This is a genomic window from Vibrio sp. QJM3NY_21 (genome assembly GCF_057785975.1).
The window spans coordinates 112351-137255 of record NZ_CM173513.1 but is presented as its reverse complement, the minus strand read 5'-3'; the positions used below and the strand labels follow the sequence as shown (position 1 = coordinate 137255).

At 46.2% G+C, this 24905-nt stretch carries 25 protein-coding genes; 8 read left to right on the top strand and 17 right to left on the bottom strand.

Annotation, left to right across the window (positions count from 1 at the left end):
- Nucleotides 1-138: 138 nt before the first annotated feature.
- Entirely contained in the window at nt 139-612 is a 474-nt protein-coding gene (locus AC3CID_RS00615) for a hypothetical protein (protein ID WP_004735616.1), read from the bottom strand.
- A gap of 332 nt (nt 613-944) precedes the next feature.
- Nucleotides 945-1727 carry a pimeloyl-ACP methyl ester esterase BioH gene (bioH, locus tag AC3CID_RS00610; protein ID WP_488526775.1) on the bottom strand — a complete coding sequence of 261 codons (783 nt, stop codon included), beginning with the start codon at nt 1725-1727 and terminating at the stop codon, nt 945-947.
- Between the two features lie 93 nt (nt 1728-1820).
- On the opposite strand from bioH, the gene AC3CID_RS00605 reads away from it, so the two are divergent.
- The 4 genes from AC3CID_RS00605 (at nt 1821) to cysQ (ending at nt 5018) form a co-directional block, all read left to right on the top strand.
- Nucleotides 1821-2534 carry a ComF family protein gene (locus AC3CID_RS00605; protein WP_488527263.1) on the top strand — a complete coding sequence of 238 codons (714 nt, stop codon included), beginning with the start codon at nt 1821-1823 and terminating at the stop codon, nt 2532-2534.
- A gap of 109 nt (nt 2535-2643) precedes the next feature.
- Nucleotides 2644-3228, top strand: coding sequence for a Fe-S biogenesis protein NfuA (gene nfuA, locus AC3CID_RS00600; protein WP_004735612.1), 585 nt, complete (start codon nt 2644-2646; stop codon nt 3226-3228).
- A 374-nt stretch (nt 3229-3602) separates the two neighbouring features.
- The gene (gene nudE / locus AC3CID_RS00595) at nt 3603-4154 is read left to right on the top strand and encodes an ADP compounds hydrolase NudE (protein ID WP_017079321.1); all 552 of its coding nucleotides are present in this window, start codon (nt 3603-3605) and stop codon (nt 4152-4154) included.
- 36 nt (nt 4155-4190) lie between these two features.
- The gene (cysQ, locus tag AC3CID_RS00590) at nt 4191-5018 is read left to right on the top strand and encodes a 3'(2'),5'-bisphosphate nucleotidase CysQ (RefSeq protein WP_004735610.1); all 828 of its coding nucleotides are present in this window, start codon (nt 4191-4193) and stop codon (nt 5016-5018) included.
- Nucleotides 5019-5167: 149 nt separating this feature from the next.
- Here the strand turns inward: cysQ and AC3CID_RS00585 are convergent, their stop codons facing one another.
- The 12 genes from AC3CID_RS00585 to gspC all read right to left on the bottom strand — a co-directional run bounded on the left by AC3CID_RS00585 (nt 5168) and on the right by gspC (nt 16742).
- Nucleotides 5168-5947, bottom strand: coding sequence for a type II secretion system protein N (locus tag AC3CID_RS00585; protein ID WP_488526774.1), 780 nt, complete (start codon nt 5945-5947; stop codon nt 5168-5170).
- A 1-nt stretch (nt 5948) separates the two neighbouring features.
- Nucleotides 5949-6437, bottom strand: coding sequence for a type II secretion system protein M (locus AC3CID_RS00580; protein ID WP_017086954.1), 489 nt, complete (start codon nt 6435-6437; stop codon nt 5949-5951).
- A 20-nt stretch (nt 6438-6457) separates the two neighbouring features.
- Nucleotides 6458-7705 carry a type II secretion system protein GspL gene (gspL, locus tag AC3CID_RS00575; RefSeq protein ID WP_146454077.1) on the bottom strand — a complete coding sequence of 416 codons (1248 nt, stop codon included), beginning with the start codon at nt 7703-7705 and terminating at the stop codon, nt 6458-6460.
- Entirely contained in the window at nt 7674-8723 is a 1050-nt protein-coding gene (gene gspK, locus AC3CID_RS00570; protein ID WP_428783980.1) for a type II secretion system minor pseudopilin GspK, read from the bottom strand. Before gspK ends, gspL begins: the two co-directional genes overlap by 32 nt.
- Nucleotides 8716-9465: a type II secretion system minor pseudopilin GspJ gene (gene gspJ, locus AC3CID_RS00565; RefSeq protein ID WP_488526773.1), complete on the bottom strand. Its 750-nt coding sequence runs from the start codon at nt 9463-9465 to the stop codon at nt 8716-8718. The genes gspK and gspJ overlap by 8 nt, the downstream gene beginning before the upstream one ends.
- Nucleotides 9452-9847, bottom strand: a complete 396-nt coding sequence (gene gspI, locus AC3CID_RS00560; protein ID WP_171312285.1) for a type II secretion system minor pseudopilin GspI — start codon at nt 9845-9847, stop codon at nt 9452-9454. Before gspI ends, gspJ begins: the two co-directional genes overlap by 14 nt.
- Nucleotides 9834-10427, bottom strand: coding sequence for a type II secretion system minor pseudopilin GspH (gspH, locus tag AC3CID_RS00555; protein ID WP_017079328.1), 594 nt, complete (start codon nt 10425-10427; stop codon nt 9834-9836). Before gspH ends, gspI begins: the two co-directional genes overlap by 14 nt.
- Nucleotides 10428-10526: 99 nt before the next feature.
- Nucleotides 10527-10970 (bottom strand): type II secretion system major pseudopilin GspG, encoded by a 444-nt coding sequence (gene gspG, locus AC3CID_RS00550; RefSeq protein WP_009848023.1) that lies wholly within the window; start codon nt 10968-10970, stop codon nt 10527-10529.
- An 88-nt stretch (nt 10971-11058) separates the two neighbouring features.
- On the bottom strand, nt 11059-12279 hold the full coding sequence (gene gspF, locus AC3CID_RS00545) for a type II secretion system inner membrane protein GspF (protein WP_372244860.1): 1221 nt from the start codon (nt 12277-12279) through the stop codon (nt 11059-11061).
- A 1-nt stretch (nt 12280) separates the two neighbouring features.
- Nucleotides 12281-13783 carry a type II secretion system ATPase GspE gene (gene gspE / locus AC3CID_RS00540; RefSeq protein WP_076676018.1) on the bottom strand — a complete coding sequence of 501 codons (1503 nt, stop codon included), beginning with the start codon at nt 13781-13783 and terminating at the stop codon, nt 12281-12283.
- A complete protein-coding gene (gspD, locus tag AC3CID_RS00535; RefSeq protein ID WP_017086960.1) occupies nt 13783-15804 on the bottom strand; it encodes a type II secretion system secretin GspD in 2022 nt (673 codons plus the stop codon). Before gspD ends, gspE begins: the two co-directional genes overlap by 1 nt.
- Nucleotides 15805-15845: 41 nt before the next feature.
- On the bottom strand, nt 15846-16742 hold the full coding sequence (gspC, locus tag AC3CID_RS00530; protein WP_237290929.1) for a type II secretion system protein GspC: 897 nt from the start codon (nt 16740-16742) through the stop codon (nt 15846-15848).
- Between the two features lie 316 nt (nt 16743-17058).
- On the opposite strand from gspC, the gene hslR reads away from it, so the two are divergent.
- The 4 genes from hslR to AC3CID_RS00510 all read left to right on the top strand — a co-directional run bounded on the left by hslR (nt 17059) and on the right by AC3CID_RS00510 (nt 22444).
- A complete protein-coding gene (gene hslR / locus AC3CID_RS00525; RefSeq protein WP_004735595.1) occupies nt 17059-17445 on the top strand; it encodes a ribosome-associated heat shock protein Hsp15 in 387 nt (128 codons plus the stop codon).
- Between the two features lie 18 nt (nt 17446-17463).
- Nucleotides 17464-18357, top strand: a complete 894-nt coding sequence (hslO, locus tag AC3CID_RS00520) for an Hsp33 family molecular chaperone HslO (protein ID WP_108194016.1) — start codon at nt 17464-17466, stop codon at nt 18355-18357.
- Nucleotides 18358-18694: 337 nt separating this feature from the next.
- Nucleotides 18695-20320, top strand: a complete 1626-nt coding sequence (pckA, locus tag AC3CID_RS00515) for a phosphoenolpyruvate carboxykinase (ATP) (protein WP_017091441.1) — start codon at nt 18695-18697, stop codon at nt 20318-20320.
- A gap of 153 nt (nt 20321-20473) precedes the next feature.
- Entirely contained in the window at nt 20474-22444 is a 1971-nt protein-coding gene (locus tag AC3CID_RS00510) for an AsmA family protein (protein WP_488526772.1), read from the top strand.
- A 45-nt stretch (nt 22445-22489) separates the two neighbouring features.
- Here the strand turns inward: AC3CID_RS00510 and AC3CID_RS00505 are convergent, their stop codons facing one another.
- From AC3CID_RS00505 to AC3CID_RS00495, 3 genes are read right to left on the bottom strand one after another with little or no spacing between them, the layout of a single operon-like run.
- Complete coding sequence (locus AC3CID_RS00505; RefSeq protein WP_004735591.1) at nt 22490-23425, bottom strand: bifunctional GNAT family N-acetyltransferase/hotdog fold thioesterase; 936 nt, start codon at nt 23423-23425, stop codon at nt 22490-22492.
- Nucleotides 23426-23441: 16 nt separating this feature from the next.
- Nucleotides 23442-23876 (bottom strand): D-aminoacyl-tRNA deacylase, encoded by a 435-nt coding sequence (gene dtd / locus AC3CID_RS00500; protein WP_004735590.1) that lies wholly within the window; start codon nt 23874-23876, stop codon nt 23442-23444.
- Nucleotides 23848-24789, bottom strand: a complete 942-nt coding sequence (locus tag AC3CID_RS00495) for a virulence factor BrkB family protein (protein WP_488526771.1) — start codon at nt 24787-24789, stop codon at nt 23848-23850. Before AC3CID_RS00495 ends, dtd begins: the two co-directional genes overlap by 29 nt.
- Between the last annotated feature and the right edge of the window lie 116 nt (nt 24790-24905).

Sequence of the window (24905 nt, the reverse complement as noted above, 5' to 3'; positions counted from 1 at the left end):
TAGGTCAATGAAACGACTGCGTGTCGCGAAATAAATAGCCTGTAAAAACAGAAAACCTGCATCCCTTAGGGTATGCAGGTTTTTTTATTATGTGTTCAAAAAAGACATCGAAGTTTGGTTGGGTCATAAGTTTTCGATTTATAACACGACCAGCATTCCTGATGGAGCATGAGGCGCAACAGCATGACCATAATGATATTTTATGACCTTACGTCGCTTCTCCATCTGTCCCTCTTGAATCGCCGCATCTAAAACATGCTTTGGCAGGCGGAAACGCATGGTATAACCTTTTCCTTGATCGGCACTGTATGTTCTCAGTGCCAATAAGCTGAACAACCTATCAAAAGGATCTTGAGGCTCTTCTTGGCTAATCGAATTGGCCTCTGACTCGTTCTCCATTTCATAACCAGGATGGTCTGAAGGATCCCAAGCCGACTGCTGCCTTCGCTTATCGTCCGGTTTTACCTTTCGCTCTGCATTGGTTTTCGCCAATGCTACGGCGGGAGCGACAGGTTCTCGAACTCTATTATCACGCGCAACTTGCTCTGTTTGCACATTAACGGATGGGGCGATCAGTGGCACACTCACTGCAGTTGCAGGTGACACAATCATCGCGAACTCCTCAAGAATCGCCCATCGTTATTGCTATAACACTGCTTTACTGAGTTACACAGCAGGCATAGCCCAAAACTTACCGCAATCAACTCAGGAGAGAGTTAGGTCTGAGTATCATGCAACGCCTTGGTGTTATACCAATCGTAGTAAATAACTGCTCATCCTAGCTTATTAAAATGCTCGATAACGGCGTTAGAACTTTTGATTGTAGAATAACTACTTATCAAAAAGCTCTGCCTTGTTCTCAAAGCCTTTTTCCTACGCTATTTTTGAACACTTACTTACTGTGATTGGTATTAGGTTATATATCGACCAAGCCAGCGATAAATTTAGCGATTATTTCGCGCGAAGCTGACCAGTTCACCGCAAAAGGCGTCGGCTTCAGTCATAAAAGGCGCATGTGAAGACTGAGTGAAGATGTATTGTTCGGTATGAGGTAAGGCTTTGCCCAAGTCTTTTGCAACCTTGATTGGCACAAGCCCATCTAATCGACCGTATAAGCGCAGCATAGGCACAGAGATCTGCGGTAATTGTTCACGGAGGTCAACGTCTGACAGCATTTTCAAACCCGCTAACAAAGAATCTGGATTCGGTAGCGGACGAGACAGCACCGCTTGCTTGAGCTGTTTTACATCTTGCCTTGCTGAAGGACTGCCCATAGCTTGCAATGCCATAAAACGTTCGATGGTGGTCTGAAAGTCTTCAACTAGCTGCTCAGTGAATGCGGTTAATACGTTTGGCTGAATGCCTCGCCATAATACGGGTTCTTTTGCGGCTGCGAATTTAGGGGAGCTAGCGACAGTCACCAATTTGCTTACATAATCTGAGTGATGGAGAGCCATGTGCGTCGCGACCAAACCACCCAGCGACCAACCAACCCAAATCGCTTGCTTGGGCGCGTCGACCAACAGTTGTTGAGCAATCTCTTCAAGATCTTGAGCGTGGCTGTGAGCACTGTGTCCATACCCTGGAAGATCGACAACATGCACTCGGAAGTCAGCTTCTAAAGCGGTAACAGTTTGCTGCCATACCGCACCATTCATACCCCAGCCGTGAACCAGAACTAAATCAGGTCCTTGCCCTGAAACATGCCAATACAACGCGTCACTCATTCTCATTATTCCCTACTTATTTCATCCACCATCAAGGGTACGTTTCAGTATGGTGAGTACAAAGAACACCATAACCCAAAAGCACTGCGAGCTATGTTATCTGATTGGCTACAAAAACACACACCACGGCTGGTCACACCTCAATGTCACCTATGTAAATTGGATAAATCCTCTCATGATGATCATCCGCGATGGTGTAATGATTGCCTTAATCTCTTCGAGCCAGTGCCGCGTTGCCAGCAGTGTGGCTTAAAAACCCTAACTACCGTCGAGCAATGTGGTCAGTGCTTATCTCAACCTCCACCTTGGCATCGTCTCTATTGCGTTGGGGACTACACCTTTCCAACAGCACGTTACATTCAACAAATGAAGTACGCCGATAAGTTTTGGTTTGCACGTGATCTATCAAAGTTATTGGCTTCACGTATCGAGCATCCTGCTCCGCTGATCACCAGCGTACCTCTACATTGGCGTCGATATATTCATCGAGGCTTTAATCAAAGTCAGCTGCTCGCTAATTACACAGCTCAAGAACTTGGCGTTAAAGATGAGGTGCTGTTCCGTCGAATTCGCTCAACCGCTTCTCAGCAAGGGCTGACTAAATCCGCACGCTTACATAATCTAAAGAGCGCTTTTACGCTTCGAAAACAAGACTTTCAAGGAACTGTCCCTTCTCACATCGCGATAATTGATGATGTTGTAACCACAGGCAGTACAGTGTATCAATTATGCCAATTACTACTTGAAGTGGGCGTGAAAAGAATTGATATTTACTGCATCTGCCGCACTCCTGAGCCCTCTGGATAATTGCTGTGAATCGCTACTTGTACAGCAATCCAACAAAAAAGGGCTGAATTACAAATCTGACAGGAGTAGAATGGCGCTAATAACCTACAAATCTACTCAGGTATTCGTCGTGTCAAATATTACTATTACAGAAACAGCTCAAACTCACTTTGCCAATCTGCTGTCACAGCAGCCTGAAGGTACAAACATTCGTGTGTTCGTGGTAAACCCAGGCACACAAAACGCTGAGTGTGGTGTTTCTTACTGCCCAACAGATGCTATCGAAGCATCTGACACTAAGCTTTCTTTCGACGCTTTCTCGGCATACGTTGATGAGCTAAGCCTACCATTCCTAGACGAAGCTGAGATTGACTTCGTAACTGACAAAATGGGCTCTCAACTCACGCTAAAAGCACCAAACGCTAAAATGCGTAAAGTATCAGACGACGCAACTCTGATAGAGCGTGTTGAGTATGCAATCCAAACACAAGTGAACCCACAGCTTGCTGGCCACGGCGGTCACGTTAGCCTAGTAGAGATCACTGAAGAAGGCGCAGCTATCGTTGCATTCGGCGGCGGTTGTAACGGTTGTTCTATGGTTGACGTAACGCTTAAAGAAGGCATCGAGAAAGAACTTCTTCAACAATTCGAAGGTGAATTGACGGCCGTTCGTGATGCAACTGAGCACGATCGCGGTGAGCACTCTTACTACTAATCACTTTACGACTAGGTACTTCATGACTAGCTACTTCACAACCAAGTGCCTTACAACTAAGTGCTACTACGACTAAGTACTCATGAAGTCTTAGCCAGTAGAAAGTTAAAGATTCAATCAAAAGGTTGATGCGCAAGCATCAACCTTTTTTTATGTTTAAAACAGCAGAGCACTTCCGAACCGTCTATTTCTCGTTCAATGCCAATAATGACGGGCGCGTTACCATTTGCAGTAAGGTATTCAAGTGATCGCAATCGGTTCCTGATCCAATAATTCCAGGATATGAAAACTCGGATCTAGGAACTCAACTCTATTTCCCCTATATTAGAATGACTTTATAAGAAAGAATTCCAATGAGCTAAGGAGCGAGCGCAATGACAAAAAGGACCAAGCCAGAAATTTTGGCTCAACAAACTGTCGCTCAATCAAAACTATTCTCTATCGAGTCCCTCGATTTACGCTTTTCCAACGGTGTAGAGCGTACCTACGAACGCATGAAGCCCAGCGGCCGCAACGCAGTAATGATGGTTCCGATTACTGAACAAGGCGATATTCTGTTAGTGCGTGAATACGCAGCGGGCACAGAGCGCTATGAACTCGGCTTCCCAAAAGGGCTAATTGATCCAGGTGAGCAGCCCAATCAAGCCGCCGTTCGTGAACTAAAAGAAGAGATTGGCTTCGGTGCCAACAAGCTCACTCCTCTTAAAGAAGTGATCCTTGCACCCTCTTATTTCTCTAGCAAAATGACGCTGTTTATCGCAGAAGAACTCTACCCAGAGAAACTAGAAGGTGATGAGCCAGAGCCACTAGATATTGTGCGCTGGCCACTTGCTCAAGCAGAAGAACTGTTAACGCATCTCGACTTCTGTGAGGCTCGCAGTATTACAGCCCTACTATTAGCCCTTCGTGTATTAAACAATAATTAGAACATTTAGGCTCGCTCGAAGAGTAAGAGAATATTTATGCCAATAACAAAAGATTTGTCTCACCTCCTACCCTCTATCATTGAGATTGCTCGATCTGCAGGCCAACTCATCTTAGAGATCTACGAGAAAAAGGATTACGAAGAGTTCACCAAGAGTGATGACACTCCAGTAACCAGTGCTGATCTTGCAGCACATAAGCTGATATTAAAAAAACTCAGTGAATTGACGCCTGATATTCCCGTATTATCCGAAGAAGACGCCGACATCAGCCTAGAGCAACGCTCTCAATGGGATCGCTACTGGTTGGTTGACCCACTCGATGGCACGCAGGAGTTCATCGCAAGAAGTGGCGACTTTGCAACAATCATCGCCTTAATTGAGCATAACAAGCCGGTAATGGGCGTCGTGTACGCACCTGTTTCAGGCGTGAGCTATTACGCTTACAGTGGCAAAGGCGCTTGGAAGATCCCAGACCTCAATGACAGTGTAAAAATCAAAACGCATCGTCACGAGCTGCCAAACCAATCCATCGCGATGGCAATCAGCCGTCGCCAAGACATCAATCGCATCACTAACCGTATGAGCTCTGCTTGGAACTATGATTTGGTTCCTCTAGGTTCAGCAGCGCTGAAGGCATGCTTGGTTGCCGAAGGCGCTGTGGACTGTTATCTACGTATTGGACCAACCGGAGAGTGGGATACCGCGGCAACCCAATGCATTGTTGAAGAAGCGGGAGGCCGAATCCTAAGCACTCAATTAGAACCACTCTCGTACAATGAAAGAGAGACGCTTGAGAACCCGAACTTCATTGTTCTTGGTGATGCAGACTTACCTTGGGCAGAGATCTTACAAGGTAAAGATTAGGCGAGTTTGCTCTCTTTAACCGTCAGATATCCTCTAGATTCTCAGAACAAAAAAAACGGGCACCTCAGTGAGGTGCCCATTTTTATATCTTGCGATTTGATCGCCAAATGTACTAACCAACAGATACTAGCTCAGAAGTAGATTCCGGGCTAAAAGCGGCCTTGATAAGTAAATTGGTATTTACCTTGGCTATCAGAGTTGCCCAACCACTTAAGCTGACTCTGCATCGCGGGAGGGAACTCAGCACCAGGTTTAAACCACGCCGCTGATGTGTAGCGTTGGTTAGGCGTTACGCTCGCGGAAAACTCACTGTCCACTTGCTCGCTCTTCTGAATGCCTTTGGCTGCAATTGTGTTGTCTTCACAGGTTATGTCCGCAATCACAGGACCAAGGTCTAATGAACCCACTGGCGAGTCGACAGCTGCACCAGACCAAGCAAGCGTACCTTCGCCCGATTGGCACCAAGGTTGAGCATGAACAGCATGTTTGATTGTCAGTTCAACTTGCCCTGCAATAGACACTGGCACTGGGATAGTAGGCGCATATTTCATCACGTTGCTGGCAGGCATTGATGCCACTAAGTTTTCCGCGTAAGCACCGCTCATGCTATATCCGACACGTCCTTTACCTGATAAGTTCATGTCGCTGTTACGGCCAAAGCGAACCGCCAGTTCTGCTTTGGCTTGGAATAGTTTCGAGAACTGGAAGTCCCACTGCACTGAGCCATAATTGACACGCTGCCACGCAATATTGTTAGCGCGACCTTGCCAAACTGTACCCTCAACACCTTCAATGCTTAAACCACGCACGACGGGTGCATGCTTGAGAGCAAAAGCGGCAGGCAAATGCAGCAACAAGCTTACCGAGAAAAAAACGATAAAAATGACGCTGAATAACAGGCCATATTTGAAAGATAAACCGAGTTTCACATTAACCTCGTTTAAACTGTAGTCGGTTGATCTCAATAACCCCAGGGCTATCAGAGCGATCAATATCCATAAACTCAACCTCAACACCCTGCTTTTCTTTCAGGTATGTCAGCCAGTCAACGAACTTATTAAAGGGCACAGGCTTAATCCACACTTGCAGCATCTCACCACGTGGTTGCACGCGTATCAGCTCGATATTAAAACGGCGCATAGAAGCAGGCACAGATTGGTTCAAAGGCTGGCTCGCACTGATGCCACCACTGCCTCGTAGCTCAACCACTTGATTCGCTTTGTCCGTTACCCAAGCAAGAAGCTGCTTCTCACTTTGAATACGACTTTGTGCAAGTTCAGCTCGCTGACTGAGTGGCTGTAATAACCCCCAATAAACGACACCCAACACCAATAAAACTGAGCAACCAACAACTAATCGTTGCTCTCTTTGACTTATTGAAGTCCACCACGCCTGGAGTGGTTCAATCATATTTCTCATCACTGATCTCCTTACGCAGGTTATTGATGGGGTTTAAGAGTAAAACTGCCAAATACGGCATCGCCATTGCGGTTCAATGGCCCTTGCTCAACGACAAACTTCTCTTCGAGTTTCACCCTTGCGGTCTCAAAGTGTTGGAAGTCAGAACTTTTAGCCTGCAGTCGAACCTCAGAACGGTTGCCATCGTAGCGAATGCTTTCAACTTCGATCGTCTTCACTTGCCCTAAGGTTTCAGGCAGCAAAGCTAACCAACCAAGTAAGGAATCACCTTCGCCTGAACCACCGTATTTTTTGGCTTCGTCGCTCATCTGACGCTTGAGGTAACTCACGGTCGGAATGCGTTGTTTACCAGGCAGCACCGCTCTAAAGATACGCTCACTCTCCATGCGGTAGGCTTGTGCTTGCGCTTCGTATTGCTGAACCTTCAACACTTGTTGAGTCACAATCACGGCCACCAGCAAACAAGCAGCAATCGCCACTTTCTGCCAAACACGCCAATATTTACTGAATGAAGATTTGGTTTTAAAGGTGCCAGTCAGTAAATTTACGCCGCTTGTGATCGCTTGCTGACTCAATAAAGACATCACCAACTCGGCAGGCTTTGCTTGCCACTCGAGACCGCTTTGCTGTTGAACGTCGTCGCTCGGCATCGCGGTATAGCTGAAGATAGTCGTCGCTTGCTCTTCCTCACCAGCGACAACCCAATCACTTTGCAAAAACATCGGTAACCATGCTTCGCTGATTGATACGGCTTGATAGTTACCTTGACGTTGAGAGTGACCTTGGCGTAATAACCAATGTTGGTCGATCTGTAATGCACTGATGCCTTGTTCTTCAAAAGGCACGGCTAGTGTATCTGGTAGCACCTTGCGGAAGATTATATTGGCTTCGCGAAACAGGTCTAAAGCTTGTTTTAACCATTCACGATCCACACCACACACGGTAGCGTGAGTGGCATCTTTATCTAAAATGGTCAGATGTAAGTCTTCGATATCTTGTGCGACTTCGTCTTCTAACAAAAACGGCAGCATAGAGTCGAACTGGCGAGCAGCACCTTTAGGGATCTCAACACGCTTAATTAAGCATTCATTTCCCGGCAATAAAGCGATACAGCTGCGCTTCTCAGCGTAAGGCGTTAACTCGTCAAGCTGTTCCCAGCTAGACAGTTCACCGCTTGCTATCACTTCTTGTTGGCTTGTCGACCAAACTAACCACTGCACAGGGCTCTGTGGTTCGCTACTCAGTCGAACGGTCAGAAACTCGCTCACTGATTCCTCCAAAACGACGGCGTACTACCGTCACTGTTTCTCGATTACTACTATAGAAAAGCGTCCGTATACGTACACGTGACTGCTCAACTAATACCTCTGCATCTAGCTCAAAATAGGCGCTATCTACAGTTAAATATGCTTTCGCTTTCTTGCTGACTTCGGCACTTACACCAACAATGGCAGATTCAGCCATAAAAGCATCCACCGTATCCCAGCCATCAAATGGGCGTTTGTCTATCAGCTGTTTGGCATCCGACTCACTTAAGCCCGGCGCAAACATCGCTTCCAATAAAGGCGCTTGCTTTTCCGTGAGTGTATTCACGTTCAAACGGAAATCATCGGTTGGCAGAGCGCAAACAAAGGGGCGAACCTTATTCATCACCTCACCAGTGACCTGATAAACCGCTCGTAACTCGGATTCATCGGCCATCAAGCCATTCGCCGCTAAATAAGAGGGCTTCATCGCTTCATAGGTGCTGTCTTCTACGCCAGACGAAGAGGTAGTTCGTGTATCAGCATCAACAAACTCCCACGTTGAATTTGCGATAACCTCAGCCTGATAAGGATCAACGTCTTGGTTTTCCAGTAAGGTTTGCCAAACCGTGATTAAATAAGGAGCCTGGTTACTTGAAGTGGTCGTCACTCCGGCTAAGGCATTAAGATTAAAGCAAGCCTGTGCATCCACGATACGACCTTTGACTTGGCCATAATCCAATGGGTATACCTGCTCTTCTAACGCCCATGGTTGGCTTAGGTTCACGGTATCACTGTCTTTGTAACTTTGCCTAATACCGTCTTGCACCAACGCTTCTACACCAATGCTATACCAGTAAGCTTGTTGGTAATTCAGTTGGTTGCCAACGCGCTTGAATTGGGTAAACAAACGCTCGGACATACTGCCCGCAATGGTGGCCATGATCGCCAGTAGCATCAGGATCACGATCAGTGCCACACCACGCTGCTTACGACCTAAGGCAGAGCTTCTCTTAGTAAGGCGATTGATTCGATTAGCCATTATTCCCCTCACTATTTGAAGAGTCATCAGCGTCATCGGCTTGGTCTAACGTACCACTTGGCGTGAGATAAACACGTTCTATCTCACCATAATCTTTCAAGGTCAGCTTTAGTCGTACAGCTTTAGGCAATGATTTATCGGTTTGCCACTCTTCACCCCAACGACTGCCGTCATAAAACTCAAATTCCAAGCTTTCGACATCATCAAGCAGAGGAGTAATTACGCCTTGCTGGCCTGCTGGTGTATCGGGATAGCGCCACCACACTCGCTCAAGTGTTTCTTCTTTGAGGCGGTAACCCACTTTCGTCACCTCACCTCGAGGAAACTGCTGTTGCGGGTTATGCCAACCAAGGCGAGTAAACATGATGCCAATACTATCGGAATCCAGTAAATACTCTTTCATTAAAATCAGCTTAGATGATGCTTCTTCACCGTTGGTACGAAATTTTCGCACCGCCATCTGGCGAAAATCATTATCTAAAATGACTAAACTGCGTTGCAGTTGGTTCAAACGAGCACTGCGCTCAATCGAGATCTCGTTGCTTCGCTGCACCTGATTAACCACCTGATAAGCCGCCATACTTAACGTGGCAAAGATAGCGATCGAGACCAAGACTTCAATTAAGGTAAAGCCTCTCCCTTTGGAAGATAGACCTTGTTTACGCGGCGTACGCTTATTTGCCGACATGCTTTTAGTTAGCGACACGATCTTAGTTAACCACATTCTCTTAATTAACCACATAACTGCGCACCGTAACGACTGGAGACGCTTTCTTGCTGGTTGCCGCACTCACATCAAATGCCTTTAACAAATCATCACTTGTATCGATGGGAGTCACCTTCCAGAACCACTCTCTTCCCGCTAACTCTTGCGTGCCCTGCGCTTTTTTTAGCTTCTCAGGATGCAGCATGACTAAGGCCATCTGATTATCAACGACCATCGCCGCGAAGGTCTTTTCTTCGAGATAACTGAGTGTATTGATGTGCTGAGTAACAGCACGAATCACACTGATCGCCGCCGTCGCAAAAATAGCCAGCGCAACTAATACTTCAAGCAGAGTCATTCCTCGAGAACCAAGAAGCATACTGCGAGAACGATAAGGAGAACGGTTATTCTTCTTCATCTTCTTCTCCCGGCTCAAGTAATCGAATCTCACCATTATCCAACACTCGAATGCGCCAACCATCTTGTATTGTGTCACCCGTGTTAGGGTAAAACGACAATACAAATGGCGTCATTTCAGCACTCGACAAGATGTAGACCTGTGGTGGCTTGGGCTTCTTTTCCTCTTCCAGATCCGCAAACATGTCTTCATCAAATAAGCTTCCCGGATTAAAAAGACGATCATCGTCTTCCCACGCGCCACCACCTAATGTCAGCGACAGTGCCAGTTCTTCCGGTAATTCAGTTGAAGAAGGGATCTTTTCGAACTCAGTTTCTTGCCAGCCATCAGACTTCAAAGTCATCAGAACGTAAGTCGATTTTTTTTCATCAACACGAACACCAAAATCTAAGCCACTCAAAATAGCCTCTTCATTGAGTAGCTGAATTCGCTGATAAAAGCTTTGAGCGTATTTTTTAGCAACATCTTTGCTATTGGTAGGGATGGTCGAGATCACCGCGACCGCCGATACTGACAGTAATACCAACACCAAAAGAATCTCAATCAAGGTGAAACCTGGCTGTGTTTGCTTAGTTTTCACCTTGTAGACTCCATTTTTTGCGTACTACCATCAATAACGTATCAAGCGACAATAACGAATCAAACAACAGGAACGTATCAACCGACAACAAGCCGAAGCTTATTGGAAGTCCTGCATGTTCCAGTTGCCGATATCCGCAGCAATACCTTCACCACCTTCTTGACCATCAGCGCCAAGAGTGAAGATATCAATTGTGCCGTTATCGCCAGGACTTAGGTATTGGTACTCGTTACCCCATGGGTCGTTAGGCAGACGCTTGATGTAACCACCGTCACGGTAGTTACGAGGCTCTGGGCTGCTTGGCTTAGAAACTAATCCATCAAGGCCTTGATCCGTTGTCGGATAAACGCTGTTATCCAGTTTGTACATGTCGAGCGCGTTCTCTAGCGCCACGATATCAGTGATGGCTTTTTGTTGATCCGCCTTCTCTTTGTTGCCCAACAGGTTAGGCACAACAAAACTTGCTAAAACACCAAGGATAACGACAACAACCATGACTTCTAATAGGGTAAAGCCTGACTGTTTCTTCATTTTATTTTTCATTATTTTCTCCAAATTACAGACAGCGAGTTGAAGGTAATGATGTCCTTCGTCTCGATAATCCAAAAACTAACGTCCTATGAGCGACTGATTAACCGCTCATCAAATTATTCATTTCAAGCATCGGCATCAGCGTCGCCATCACAATGAACAGCACTAAGCCTGCCATCAAAGCGATAAGGGCTGGGGTAAAAATGCCTAAGGCGATGTTTACGGTCGACTCAAAACTTTGGTCTTGGTTATCAGCCGCTCTTGTCAGCATCTGCTCCAACTGGCCACTCTGCTCACCACTGGCGATCATATGCAGCATCATCGGGGGAAAGAGTTTGGTTTGATCAAGCGCTTTACGCAGGCTTGCCCCTTCTCTAACGCTGTCTGATGCCTGCAGTACTTGCTGTTTCACGTGATGATTCGACATCACATCTACCGCGACCTTCATCCCTTCAAGGATAGGAATAGCACTAGAGGTACAGATAGAAAGTGTTCGTGCAAAGCGAGAGGTGTTGATCCCTTTCGCTATCTTGCCGATCAACGGGATGCTCAATAATTTGCGATCCCAGCTCATGCGAACGCCCGGTTTTTTCAGCGCGGTCTTAACCAGAACAATCACACCAATGGTCAACAACAGTAATTGGATGCCCCAATTCTGGATAAATTCACTCGATGCTAATAAAAATTGTGTCGATTGAGGAAGTTCTTGGCCCATCTGAATAATCGGCTCAACGATTTTAGGCACTACCGTTGCCAGTAAGAACGACACAATCGTCACCGCAAACACCACCAGCACGATTGGGTAGATCATCGCTTGCAGCAACTTAGAACGCATCTTCTGACGGTTTTCTGCGTAGTCAGCCAATCGTTCCAATACCGCATCTAGGTGCCCTGACTTCTCACCAGCAGCAACCATGGCTCTGAATAGCTCATCGAAGATATGGGGATAATCAGACAAGCTATCTGCTAACGAATAACCTTCAGTCACCTTAGATCTCACCGCGAGTAGCATGGTGCGAATACGAGGTTTCTCAGACTGTTCGGCAACGGCTTTCAAGCACTCTTCCAACGGCATACCAGATTGAACGAGCGTGGATATTTGACGAGTAATAAGCGCAAGATCAGGCGTGCTGATGCCGCGTTTAAAGCTGGTCGATGGCTGAGCACCTTTTGCTGTCTTTGCCTTAGCCTCGGTCATCTCAACCGGCATCAAGCCAAGTTCTTTGATTCTTTGGCGAGCCTGACGAGCATTATCTGCTTCAATTGAGCCTTTTTTACTTTTGCCTTTGGCATCCAGTGCTTTGTATTCAAATGCCGCCATACTAGACTTCCTTGGTCACACGCATCACTTCTTCTAGGGACGTTACCCCTTTCAGAACTTTGCTCAAGCCATCATCTCGAATACTTGGTGTTGTGCCACGAATTGCTTTTTCAATCGCCTGTTCACCCGCTTCACTGTGAATCAACTCTTGTACTGAGTCATCAATCATCAGCAGCTCATGAATACCGGTACGGCCTCTGTATCCCTTATGGCCACACTCTTCACAACCTTTGGCATGGTAAAGCGTCAGGCTTTCTTTCTTCTTCAACCCAAACAGTTTCTTCTGCTCTTTATCGGCTTCATAAGGTTCTTTACATTCGTTACATAAAGTACGAACCAAGCGCTGAGCCAAAACACCCAGCAGCGAAGAAGAGATTAAGAAAGGTTCAATGCCCATATCACGCAGACGCGTGATCGCACCGATTGCTGTATTGGTATGAAGGGTCGACATAACTAAGTGACCCGTTAAAGAAGCTTGAACAGCGATCTCAGCGGTCTCCAAATCACGGATCTCACCAATCATAACCACATCAGGATCTTGACGAAGAATGGCACGTAAGCCTCGCGCAAAGGTCATATCAACCTTAGGGTTCACTTGTGTTTGACCAATGCCATCGATATCGAATTCGATTGGGTCTTCAACGGTTAAAATGTTTCGTTCATTACTGTTGAGTTCTTGCAGGCCAGCATACAAGGTCGTCGATTTACCTGAACCTGTCGGGCCGGTCACCAAGATAATGCCGTGTGGGCGCTGAATCAGCTTACGGAAGTTTTCATGGTTTTCTGCTGTCATACCTAAACTGTGCAAGTCTAGACGAGTGGCGTTTTTGTCCAACAGACGCATTACCACACGCTCACCGTGCGAAGAAGGCATGGTTGAAACACGAACATCAACCGCTCGGCCACCAATACGCAGAGAAATACGACCATCCTGTGGCACGCGTTTTTCCGCAATGTCCAATTTAGCCATAACCTTGACACGCGAAACCAATAACGGAGCCAGTTTACGGCTTGGCGCTAAAACATCACGCAGCACACCATCAACACGGAAACGAATCGACAACGACTTCTCAAAGGTTTCGATGTGTATATCCGAAGCACCCTCTTTGATCGCCTCACCCAGCATCGCATTGATTAACTTGATGATTGGTGCATCATCTTCTGATTCAAGTAAGTCTTCGTCTTGAGGCAGTTCTTCCGCTAGTGAGAAGAAATCATCACTATCAGCACCAATGTCTTCCATGAGCTGACGAGCTTCTGAAGAGTCACGCTGATAAGCATCGGTCAGTTTTTTATCAAACTCATCGAGAGTAATCGCTTGTGGCGTGAAACCATTTTTCACCACTCGACTCACTTCAATGATCGCCGCCGATTTCAGTGGCTCAACATAATAAAGTATCGGTGCGCGCTCTGGATGTTGATACTCCAACACCATCTTATAGCGATTCGCAAAGCTAAACGGCAAGCGCTGATAAGTACTTGCCGCCCCTACCAATTCAGCCATTATTCTTGTTCCATTTGATCGATGAAGGCTTGAATTTCAGCCGGGTGATTCATGTCGGCACCAAATTTAGGCAATACAGGGATGTTATCGTCTGCCATTAATTTCAGTCCTTGCTCAGCCTTGTACAACTGCTCAGCACGGATGAAGTTGTATTTACGCTGCGTGATACCATCGGCTGTCATACCATCACGAATAATGGTTGGTTTGATGAAGACCATTAGGTTCTTTTTCTCAACCTGAGTACTGGTTGATTTGAACAGGTGCCCTAGAACAGGGATATCACCCAAGAACGGCACCTTAGATTCACTTTCCAATGCTCGCTCGTCAATCAGACCACCCAACACCAGCATTTGACCGTCTTGAACAATCACTGACGTATTTAACTGACGCTTAGCAAAACGCACATCAACCGCACCATTGGCGCCTAATACGTTCGATACTTCTTGTTCTATTTGCAGCTGAACCGAGTCACCTTCATTGATTTGTGGCACCACTTTCAGCTTGATACCCACTTCTTTACGTTCAACCGTTTGGAATGGGTTGTCGTTGCTTGAACCTGCGGTCGAGCCAGTTAAAACAGGCACCTCTTCACCCACAATGAACGACGCTTCGCCGTTATCCATCACGGTGATACTTGGAGAAGATAGGATATTTGAATTTGAATCGGTTGCTACCGCACTGATCAATGCAGTCCAGTCGCCCATCACTACGCTCATTGCGGCGCCATTAACGCCAGAAAGTGCAGAAGCTAAAGATGAGTAGTCACCGGATTCGGTCACGCTATAAGGGACTCGATTACCATTATTGTCAGTGTAGTATTCAGTACTCGTTTGATCTTTTGCTTCTTCCAAACCAACCATTACGCCGCCAATCGATGCACCAGTGTTGCTGTACTGAATCATGGCACCCGTTTCTAGGTTACCCCATTGCACACCAAGATTAACGCCGTCGCCTTCAGCCATTTCAACAATCAGAGCTTCAATCAAGACTTGAGCACGACGAATATCCAACTGTGCGATCACATCCTGCAGCGCGTTCATAATGTCCGGCTGAGCGGTAATAACCAGAGAGTTGGTATCGCTGTGAGCGGAGATCATCACTTGGTTGCGTTGCGATGAGCTGCCTTTGGTTGAAGATTGCTTTTCTGATTGCAGGTTGTCCGACACGCCTTTAAGCACATCGACTAAGTCTTCTGCTTTTGCGTACTTAAGATAAATAACTTGGTTGTTGCCTTTGGTCGCCATTTCAACATCAAGCTGTTCAATCAGCCTTCTTAAACGGCTACGTACTTTAGGGTCGCCTGAGATAAGAATCGCATTGGTACGCTCATCAGCAACTAATTTAGGTTGTAGGAAGGCAGGTGTGTTTTTAGCATCTGTGGTTTTGCTTAACGCATCAACAATACGTACCATTTCTGCCGCAGAGGCATTCTTTAGCTCAACGACTTCAATCTCTTTATCACCCGCTTGGTCAACGCGCTTGATGATTTCAGCTAAACGGTTTACTACCGCCGCTCGGCCCGTAATAAGGATGATGTTGGCTGGGTCGTAATGCACAACGTTACCCGCGCCTGCATTGTCGTTTAGTTGACGAAGCAGAGGAGAAAGTTCACGTACTGAAACATTACGAACCGTCACAACACGTGTCACCACGTTGTCGCCTTTGATCGTGTCACTGTCTCCAACGACTGGAATTGCTGATGTTTTCGAATCCTTGGCTTTGATGATCTTAAGAACACCTGAGTCCATTTCGACAACCGCGTAGCCATACACTTCCAATACGTTTAGGAAGAAGCTGTAATATTGCTCTTCATTGAGTACGTCGTAGCTGCGTACATCGATTTTTCCGCGCACCGAAGGGTCAACGATGATCGTCTTCTCTAGGTTACGACCAACAATATTAATAAACTCTTGAATATCCGTGCCTTTAAAGCTGGCACTAAAATCACTCGCGATGGCTGCGGGTGTGCAGATTAAGCTTCCTGCCAATAACCATGCACTTTTCTTAAACCAATGCTTCACGTACTTCTCCTACACTTTCGTCCTTCGTTAGACGCAAAGTTTTAAAATTCAATAAACACTTCATGTTGTTGACCATCTCTCTCGACGACGAGGTTTAGCTCTGTCAGCTCTGAGATAGAACGGAATATGTTGCCCATAGCGGCTGGGTCTGTCAGGTCTTGTCCATTTAACTGAGTGGCAATATCTCCGTTTTGGAGCCCAACAGAGTTAAAAAGTTCTGAATCTTTGCCAGGGCTCACGCGATAACCAATTACTTTATCGTCGCGTTTCACCTGAGACAGTCGAACATATTGGAAGATTTGTTGCGGATCTTTCATTATCTTCGCTTTAATTTCATCTAGCTTCTCTTCTGCAGAAGCTGGGTTGTTGCCACGCACAGAAGAAGAGGTACGAGGTGGCGCAGGCGCTGATACAGACAAACGCTTGTACTCAATACCTTCAAGCATCAGGGTTTCGTCTCGCCCAGAGTTATCGATGATCACACGATCGACCAATACGGCCTTGAGCTTAGCTCTAGTGCCTTCAATCTCTTCGTTAATTCCGTAGGTCGCTTGTGTGCCGCGATTGGCAATCACCGCCAAGCTCAGTTTTGGATTAGAACTGGCTACTGCACCCACTAAAACGAGGTTCAGTCGCGTCTTTGGCGCATCTTGGATAACTTGCTGCTCAACCACAGCAGGCGTGGTTGGGTTATAAGCACCAAACATGTTGCTCTGCTGCAAAGAAGAGATATCAAGAGTCGATTGAGGCGTTGAAGACGATGAAACCGTTGCTGCCCATGGCACGACGGTTTGCTCAGCAGGTTCAATAAACCATGCAAGCTGTCCTAAAATCCATGCGGAAGCTGCGATCAACACACAACAAAGAACAAGGCTCAGTTTCTGCTGGAGTAAAAATCCATTCTCTAAAAATCGGCTCAGCACCGGAGAGTTATCCATGCGAAGTTTGAGCTCTAAAAAGTTCACGTTCCCTAACCCTTTCTATAACGAATAAAGCTGTAACCTACTAAACTATCAGCTTTTTTGTTCATACATTCTGTTCCTGCTTATTGAAAGCATAAGATCCTGAACTATATCATAGCAAATCTATAAATCGGCATTACCTGAGCTATTTTGTAATCTTCCTTGAAAAAAAAGCCAATCGCCTCCACATAAGCTTCTACTAAGTGTGATAAGCGTCATCAAACAACATAAGTTGCATGCTGTGAATAACAGTTAAACCGCATCATTTCTAACTGAAAAGGCACTGTCCTATATGAAAACGACTAATGAAGCTGTCAGACTCGATAAATGGTTGTGGGCAGCACGCTTTTATAAAACTCGTTCAATTGCTCGCAACATGGTCGATGGTGGTAAAGTCCACTATAATGGTCAGCGCAGCAAACCCAGCAAAATCGTAGAACTTGGGGCAGTGATTACCCTGCGCCAAGGGAATGAAGAAAAGACGGTCACCATAGAGAAAATATCCGCACACCGCGGCGGAGCGCCAGTCGCTCAAACCCTCTATGAAGAAACCACCGAAAGCTTGGCAAAAAGAGAAGAGTTTGCACAACAACGCAAGCTAAATGCTCATAGCCCAGCACCAGAACGTCGTCCAGATAAAAAGCAACGTCGTGACATCATCAAGTTCAAGACTCAATAAGCTAGAAGGAATAGCCAAATGGCAGACCCAATGTCTACAAGTAATGTTTTAAATCGCTACCTATTTGAAGACCTATCAGTACGTGGTGAATTGGTACAGATGGACGAAGCGTACCAACAGATTATTTCTAGCAAGGAATACCCAGCGCCAGTACAAAAGCTGTTGGGTGAGCTACTGGTTTCAACGACGCTGCTAACGGCGACCCTAAAGTTTGAAGGCTCTATCACGATGCAACTGCAAGGTGATGGCCCAGTAACTCTCGCTGTTATTAATGGCGATAACGATCAGAAGATTCGTGGTGTTGCGCGCTTTGACGGTGATATTGCTGACGACGCTGGCCTGCACGACCTTATAGGTAAAGGCCACCTAGTGATCACTATCGATCCTAAAAAAGGTGAGCGTTACCAAGGTATCGTTGGTCTTGAAGGCGAAACACTTGCTGACGTTCTTGAAGGTTACTTTGCTAACTCAGAACAGCTTAAGACTCGTCTGTGGCTACGTACGGGTGAACATGAAGGCAAAGCACACGCTGCAGGTATGTTACTGCAGGTTATGCCAGACGGCACCGGCACGCCAGATGACTTCGAGCACCTGGAGCAGTTAACTGACACGGTTAAAAACGAAGAGCTATTCTCTCTAGAAGCAAATGATTTGTTATACCGCCTATATAACCAAGAGAAGGTTCAGGTATTTACCCCTCAACCTGTCGAGTTCTTCTGTGGTTGTTCTCGTGAACGCAGTGGTGCCGCTATCATTACCGTTGCTCAAGAGGAGATCTACGACATCCTGAGTACGGAAGGTAGTGTTGCTCTTCACTGTGATTACTGTGGCACAAACTACTCGTTCGATAAGGGCGACGTTGATGCACTGTACGCAGAAGCAGCAGATAAAGGCGACAATACGGTTCATTAATTTACAGCGTACCAAAAACACGTAATTTACCCCAAAAAGGTCAGCACTAAGCTGGCCTTTTTTGTGATCAAAATAGCGCAAACTCCGTAACATCTCGTAATAAAATCACCGCTTAATTTTAATCAATTAATAATGTTCTCGCCCCTAGCGCAAAGGTTTGCGTACAGGATAGACTAGTTAGGCCAATATGTGACGAGACGCTTAAAACCCCAAGATTAATATGGATACTTTTTGAGCTGTATCCCTGTTTCCCCAGAGTCTCGTTGCTAGCATGGTGAGCAGATAACAATAAAAAATTAATACAAAATCCCTACAAAATATCCTACAAGGAGCACCTATGACCGTTATGGAACATACTAAGGCTGCACAAATTGATCTAACTAAGCACGGACTGACTGGCGTTACTGAAGTTCTTCGTAATCCTAGCTACGAGCAGTTATTCGTTGAAGAGACACTGCCAGGTTTGGAAGGCTACGAAAAAGGCGTAGTAACGGAACTAGGCTCTGTTGCGGTTGACACTGGTATCTTTACTGGCCGCTCACCAAAAGATAAGTACATTGTTAAAGATGACACTACGCGCGATACCATGTGGTGGTCAGATCAAGGCAAAAATGACAACAAACCGATTACAACTGAAGTTTGGAGTGAGCTGAAAGAGCTTGTGACAACTCAGCTATCTGGCAAGCGCCTGTTTGTCATCGACGGTTATTGTGGTGCTAACCCAGATACGCGTTTAAGTGTGCGTATTATCACTGAAGTAGCGTGGCAAGCGCACTTCGTTAAGAACATGTTCATTCGTCCAACTGACGAAGAGCTAGCAACGTTCGAACCTGATTTCGTGGTAATGAACGGTGCTAAAACAACTAACCCTAACTGGGAAAAGCAGGGTCTAAACTCTGAAAACTTCGTTGCTTTCAACCTAACAGAGCGCGTTCAAATCATCGGTGGTACTTGGTACGGCGGTGAGATGAAGAAAGGCATGTTCGCAATGATGAACTACCTGCTTCCTCTGCAAGGCATTGCTTCAATGCACTGTAGTGCAAACGTTGGCGAGAAAGGCGATGTAGCCATCTTCTTCGGCCTGTCTGGTACAGGTAAAACAACCCTATCAACCGATCCTAAGCGTGAGCTAATCGGTGATGATGAGCACGGTTGGGATGACGATGGTATCTTCAACTTCGAAGGTGGTTGTTACGCGAAGACGATTCGTCTATCTAAAGAAGCAGAACCAGAAATCTACAATGCAATCCGTCGCGATGCTCTGCTAGAAAACGTAACGGTTCGTGGTGATGGTTCTATCGATTTCGATGACGGTTCAAAAACAGAGAACACTCGTGTTTCTTACCCGATTCACCACATCGACAACATTGTTAAGCCAGTATCAAAAGCAGGTCACGCTCAAAAAGTTATCTTCCTAACAGCGGATGCGTTTGGTGTGCTACCACCAGTATCTAAGCTGACTCCGGAGCAAACTAAGTACCACTTCCTATCTGGCTTCACAGCTAAGCTAGCAGGTACAGAGCGCGGTATTACTGAACCAACACCAACGTTCTCTGCGGCATTTGGTGCGGCATTCTTAACTCTTCACCCAACTCAGTACGCTGAAGTGCTTGTGAAGCGTATGGAAGCAGCTGGCGCTGAAGCTTACCTAGTGAACACAGGTTGGAATGGCACAGGTAAACGTATCTCAATCCAAGATACTCGTGGCATCATCGACGCTATCCTAGATGGCTCAATCGACCAAGCTGAAACTAAGGTTATCCCTATGTTTAACCTAGAAGTACCGCTAGCGTTGCACGATGTTGACCCAGCGATTCTTGACCCACGTGATACTTACACTGACCCACTACAATGGGAAAGCAAAGCGAAAGATCTAGCAGAGCGCTTCATCAACAACTTTGATAAGTACACAGACAATGCTGAAGGTAAGTCACTGGTTGCGGCAGGCCCTCAACTAGACTAACCCAACATCTGCTCGGGCCAAGCCAAAAGCGAACGCCCAATTTAAAGTGATATTTTTGTAGCAAGCCCCTCTTTTGAGGGGCTTTTTTGTTGCTGCTTGCCCCTTTTTGTTCCACTCTGTTTTGAGACTATTGAAATTTAAGGCTTTCAGGGAATGAAAAAGGTATTCATGGTGATTGGCATTGTGGTGGCAATCATCGTTGCGACTATCGCAGCGTTGTTATTAAGCCTACAAACTCAATACCGATCGGATGTTGCTAACTTTTTTATCAAGCATACGCTTGAACAACCTGTACTCATTGAAGACGTTGAGTATCAGGCGCCTTATCACATCACCTTGATGGGCATTACCCAAAGCCAACCTGATAAACAAAAACCTCTCTATATCGACAAGATCGATCTTTGGTTCAGTCCCAGCTCGATTACAGAAGCTAAACTGGTCTTGGACTCCGTCTTGATCAGTGGCCTACAGTTGGAGGTAAGCGATCTAGAGACATTCACGCCGTTATTCACCCAACCAAACATCAAGCTCCATCAGCTAGCCATCAATAATCTCGACTTTTCGACCCCAGACTTTAATGCGCGAGGCATCGACCTCCAGATCTCCGATCCAACGTGGGATGACAACAACGCATTGCTGCCTTATGGCAAAATCCAACTCTCAGCCACGCAGCTGTATTGGCAAGGAGAAGCCTTCGATAACCTGTTGTTTGACCTAGACTTAAAACCTAGCGACAGCACGCTTTATGGCGCTTCATTTGACTGGCGCGGTGCCAAGATTTCAGGACAAGCAGAGCAGTATCAGCAAGATTGGTCGTTGGTGAATGTGACCGTCGATAGCTTACGACTCAATCAGAAACAGACCCAAAGCCTACTAAGCAAAGAGTGGGATATAGCAGGTATTCAGATCAATCACATCAATAGCTTAGATATTCTGCGCAGCGACGTGGAATGGCAAGATGGCCACTTAACCGCTTTTGATGCGTCACTAGAAAATATCCAACTGCCTTTTGAGCTGTGGAAGCAACAGAAGGCCATTTTCTCTCTGCAAGCAGAGGGAGTGACCATTGATGATGACATGTTCATAGAGCCAAGTATCAAGCTCAATTTAGATCCGAACCAGATTCTGATTGAAGATTTCTATACTCAATTATTACAAGGCACTATTCAACTTAATGGCGAAGTAACCCCTAACAGCATTCAATTAGCGCAGCTCGACCTGCAAGGCATAAAGTGGATTACGGAAAGCAAAAATAAAGTTCTACCATCCGCTCGCCTATTGCCTTGGCTGACACAGCTTCAGCAAGCCTCTATTGACAGACTTAATATAGAACGTAGCCAACTTATCCAACTCGCAACCAAACCCTACTGGCAGGTCTCAGGGCTGCATGTAGAAGGACATCAGGTTCAGCTGCTGCAACAGAGAAAGTTAGGGCTGTGGCAAGGCAAGTTGATGGTTAGCGCCAACGATGCAAGCTATCAAAATATTGTCAGTGTTCAACCCGTAGTTGAAATGAATAGCGAACAAGGAAAATGGACGCTGACACGCCTGTTTATGCCACTAAAGCACGGCTATATTGAAGCCAACGCGACACTCGACTTCAACCAAATCAGTAAGCCATGGAGCTTAGATATCTCTGCCGATGGGTTACCCATAGCACCCATGCTGCAGCAACTCGAATTACCGCTTGATGCAACCGGCTATGGTGAGTTTGAACTTCAAGCCGCAGGCTTGTATGGCGATTCCTTGATGTTCGGTTATTCAACCACAGGGCAACTCACTGGCAGTGTTCGCCAAGGTGTGATGACCTTTAACGATAAGCTTTCTGAAGCCTCGACTGATAACGTGTTTGAAATCCCAGAGCTTAATGCGAATTTTGACCGTGGTCGCTTCACTCTTGAACCAATGCACATTATTGGTGCGTCCGCAGCAGAGCAAGGTACACAAAGAGTTCAAACACTCAACGGTGATGTCTCTGGAGAGCTCGATTTGCTTAAGATCGAGCAACACACTCTCTCTATTTCCTTATCGGATCAATGCCACCAAATATCAGGAAAGCTCACCCAAGCAGAGTATTCCGAGATTAACGACTGCCAACAAAAAAGCGCCACTCCACAGGAGTAGCGCCTTCTATCTGTATCTGTATCTGTATCTGTTAGCCAGTGTCAGCTATACGCTTACGTTGGAGTCTGTTGATAATCGCTTTTTGTAGTCAGGGATCAGCATATAGGTTCCCGTAAACTCGACTGCTTCCACATCGCCACTGTTAATGGTCACATGAATGATGATGCGAGCTTTTCTGCCCGACGCGAGGCGATCTAAATCGCCACTGATCCCATCCAATGACGTAGATGCGACTGGGTTTTGCTCGACTGGGTGACGATAACGAATATTACTGTCTGCCAGTACGATATCACCGGTCAGCCCACGTTCTTTCATCAGTAGCCAAGTCATTCCCCAACCCGTTAGAGTCGCCAAGGTAAAAGCTGAGCCAGCAAACATGGTGTTATGAGGGTTAAGGTTGGGATTCAACTGAGCGCTACACTCAAACTGATAACCCGTGTATTGGTTAATCTTGATGCCCATTTTGTCACTGATCGGGATCTGATTTTCCCAACGCTGCTGAAGCTCATTACACCATTCTGGTTTGCGCAGTACATCAGCCATTGGGTCAAGAGGTTTCACCATCTGTTGGTGACGCACAGGGCCGCGTTGATCATTAATTTCACCACGACGTTCAAACTCATTCTTCTCATAGAATGAGATCGCATCTTCGCGTGCATTACACACCAAACGCTTCGCCCCTTCTTGACGTGCCAGTGACTCTAGCGCAACCAAGATAAGTGAGCCCATGCCTTTACTCTGGCGAGATTTCTTCACCGCCATATAGCGAATCTGCCCCTCTAGATCTGGGGTGATATAGAGACGACCAATCGCCATCGGGCGACCTCGACCATCGACAATCATGCGATGGTGACTCATGGCATCGTATTCATCGCGCTCTGAACCTACCGGCATTCGCCAAGGTTCACGGAGCATCTGCCAGCGAAAATGGTAATACTTGTTCAGTTGATTTTCGGTGGTCGGTGTTATGAGTTTAAACATGCTTATTCCTTTAAGCCTAAACCTGCAGCCAGAATGTTACTGGGCCATCATTAACCAAAGACACTTTCATGTCGGCTGCAAATCGGCCACGTTCCGTTGGTAACACTGATTCACACTGGTCAGAGAAATAGTTGTAAAGACGCTCTGCATCTTCTGGGTGAGCACCGCGAGAAAATCCTGCTCGTGTGCCTTTCTTAGTATCAGCTGGCAGAGTGAATTGAGAAACCACTAATACCTTACCTTCTACCTGCTTTACATTGAGATTCATTTTATCGTCTTCATCTCCAAAGACACGATAAGTGGTCACTCGTTCCATCAAACGTTTGGCTTTGGCTTCGTCATCACCTTTTTCTACGCCTAACAGAACCAATAAGCCTTGCTCAATCTCACCCACTACTTCGCCATCAACACGGACGGCAGCTTCACTTACTCTCTGGATCAGTGCTATCACTGTTGTTTCCTTGCTCTGTGATTTTGTCTTTATCCGACGAGTGTACCATTTCTTGCGAGTCACTCCACTGTTCCTGCTCGCCCAACGCGGCCGTCACCTCGGCACCCACCAACACAATCAACCAGCACAAATACACCCAGACAAAAAGAATGGGAATCGCCGCTAATGCGCCATAAATCAACTGGTAAGAGGGGAATTGAGTAATGTAAGCCGCAAAGCCTTTCTTACTGAGTTCGAACAACAGAGCCGCAACCAGAGAGCCCGCTGCCGCATGAGAAAAGTGTATCTTTTTGTTGGGAACCAACAGGTACAGACCGAAAAACGCAAAGAATGAGGTAATCAAAGGGAGCTTGCGAATCACGGTATTAAAGGCACTCGACACGACTTCGTTTTGTAACAAGTTCAATGATGTCACATACGACGTTGCAGCAATACTCGCCCCAATCAAAATAGGTCCAAGCGTTAGCACCATCCAATACATTGAAAAGGACAACACGGCCCGACGCTTTTCTGTTACTCGCCAGATGTAGTTAAGATTCTTATCGATGTTGGAGATCAGCATCAATGCCGCAATGAATAAGAACACACTGCCCACCGCCGTCATCTTGCCGGTATTGGCCACGAACTCTAGTAGAGCACCATGCACCGCATCTCCAGATGCTGGAACAAAGTTGGTAATAACGAAGTTTTGAATCACTAGGCCAACATCAGCAAAAACTGAAAATGACGATAAGATAGAGAGCAAAACCGTCAACATCGGTACGATCGAGAGCAAGGTAATGTACGCCAAATAGCCCGCATTCACGTTGACTCTATCGTGCGTCATTCGCGCCAAAAGATAGCGAGAAAACTGAATACTGAGTGTGGCGACCTTTTTTATCTTCAACTTGTAACTCCCTTGTAACTCGTTCATAGTCCTAATTAATATTCCGTTGTATTAATCACAGTAAGTAAATGTTCAAAAATAGCGTAGGAAAAAGGCTTGAGAACAAGGAAGAGTTTTTCGATAAGTAGTCATTCTACAATCAA

Coding starts and splice junctions, on each gene's coding strand:
- gspG (WP_009848023.1), bottom strand. CDS start 10,970: ATGAAAAATAAAATGAAGAAACAGTCAGGCTTTACCCTATTAGAAGTC.
- pckA (WP_017091441.1), top strand. CDS start 18,695: ATGACCGTTATGGAACATACTAAGGCTGCACAAATTGATCTAACTAAG.
- AC3CID_RS00505 (WP_004735591.1), bottom strand. CDS start 23,425: ATGTTTAAACTCATAACACCGACCACCGAAAATCAACTGAACAAGTAT.
- hslO (WP_108194016.1), top strand. CDS start 17,464: ATGGCAGACCCAATGTCTACAAGTAATGTTTTAAATCGCTACCTATTT.
- gspC (WP_237290929.1), bottom strand. CDS start 16,742: ATGGATAACTCTCCGGTGCTGAGCCGATTTTTAGAGAATGGATTTTTA.
- nudE (WP_017079321.1), top strand. CDS start 3,603: ATGACAAAAAGGACCAAGCCAGAAATTTTGGCTCAACAAACTGTCGCT.
- gspE (WP_076676018.1), bottom strand. CDS start 13,783: ATGGCTGAATTGGTAGGGGCGGCAAGTACTTATCAGCGCTTGCCGTTT.
- gspJ (WP_488526773.1), bottom strand. CDS start 9,465: ATGTGGTTAATTAAGAGAATGTGGTTAACTAAGATCGTGTCGCTAACT.
- gspF (WP_372244860.1), bottom strand. CDS start 12,279: ATGGCGGCATTTGAATACAAAGCACTGGATGCCAAAGGCAAAAGTAAA.
- gspK (WP_428783980.1), bottom strand. CDS start 8,723: ATGGCTAATCGAATCAATCGCCTTACTAAGAGAAGCTCTGCCTTAGGT.
- cysQ (WP_004735610.1), top strand. CDS start 4,191: ATGCCAATAACAAAAGATTTGTCTCACCTCCTACCCTCTATCATTGAG.
- gspI (WP_171312285.1), bottom strand. CDS start 9,847: ATGAAGAAGAATAACCGTTCTCCTTATCGTTCTCGCAGTATGCTTCTT.
- AC3CID_RS00605 (WP_488527263.1), top strand. CDS start 1,821: ATGTTATCTGATTGGCTACAAAAACACACACCACGGCTGGTCACACCT.
- AC3CID_RS00495 (WP_488526771.1), bottom strand. CDS start 24,789: ATGAACGAGTTACAAGGGAGTTACAAGTTGAAGATAAAAAAGGTCGCC.
- AC3CID_RS00510 (WP_488526772.1), top strand. CDS start 20,474: ATGAAAAAGGTATTCATGGTGATTGGCATTGTGGTGGCAATCATCGTT.
- hslR (WP_004735595.1), top strand. CDS start 17,059: ATGAAAACGACTAATGAAGCTGTCAGACTCGATAAATGGTTGTGGGCA.
- AC3CID_RS00580 (WP_017086954.1), bottom strand. CDS start 6,437: ATGAGAAATATGATTGAACCACTCCAGGCGTGGTGGACTTCAATAAGT.
- bioH (WP_488526775.1), bottom strand. CDS start 1,727: ATGAGTGACGCGTTGTATTGGCATGTTTCAGGGCAAGGACCTGATTTA.
- AC3CID_RS00615 (WP_004735616.1), bottom strand. CDS start 612: ATGATTGTGTCACCTGCAACTGCAGTGAGTGTGCCACTGATCGCCCCA.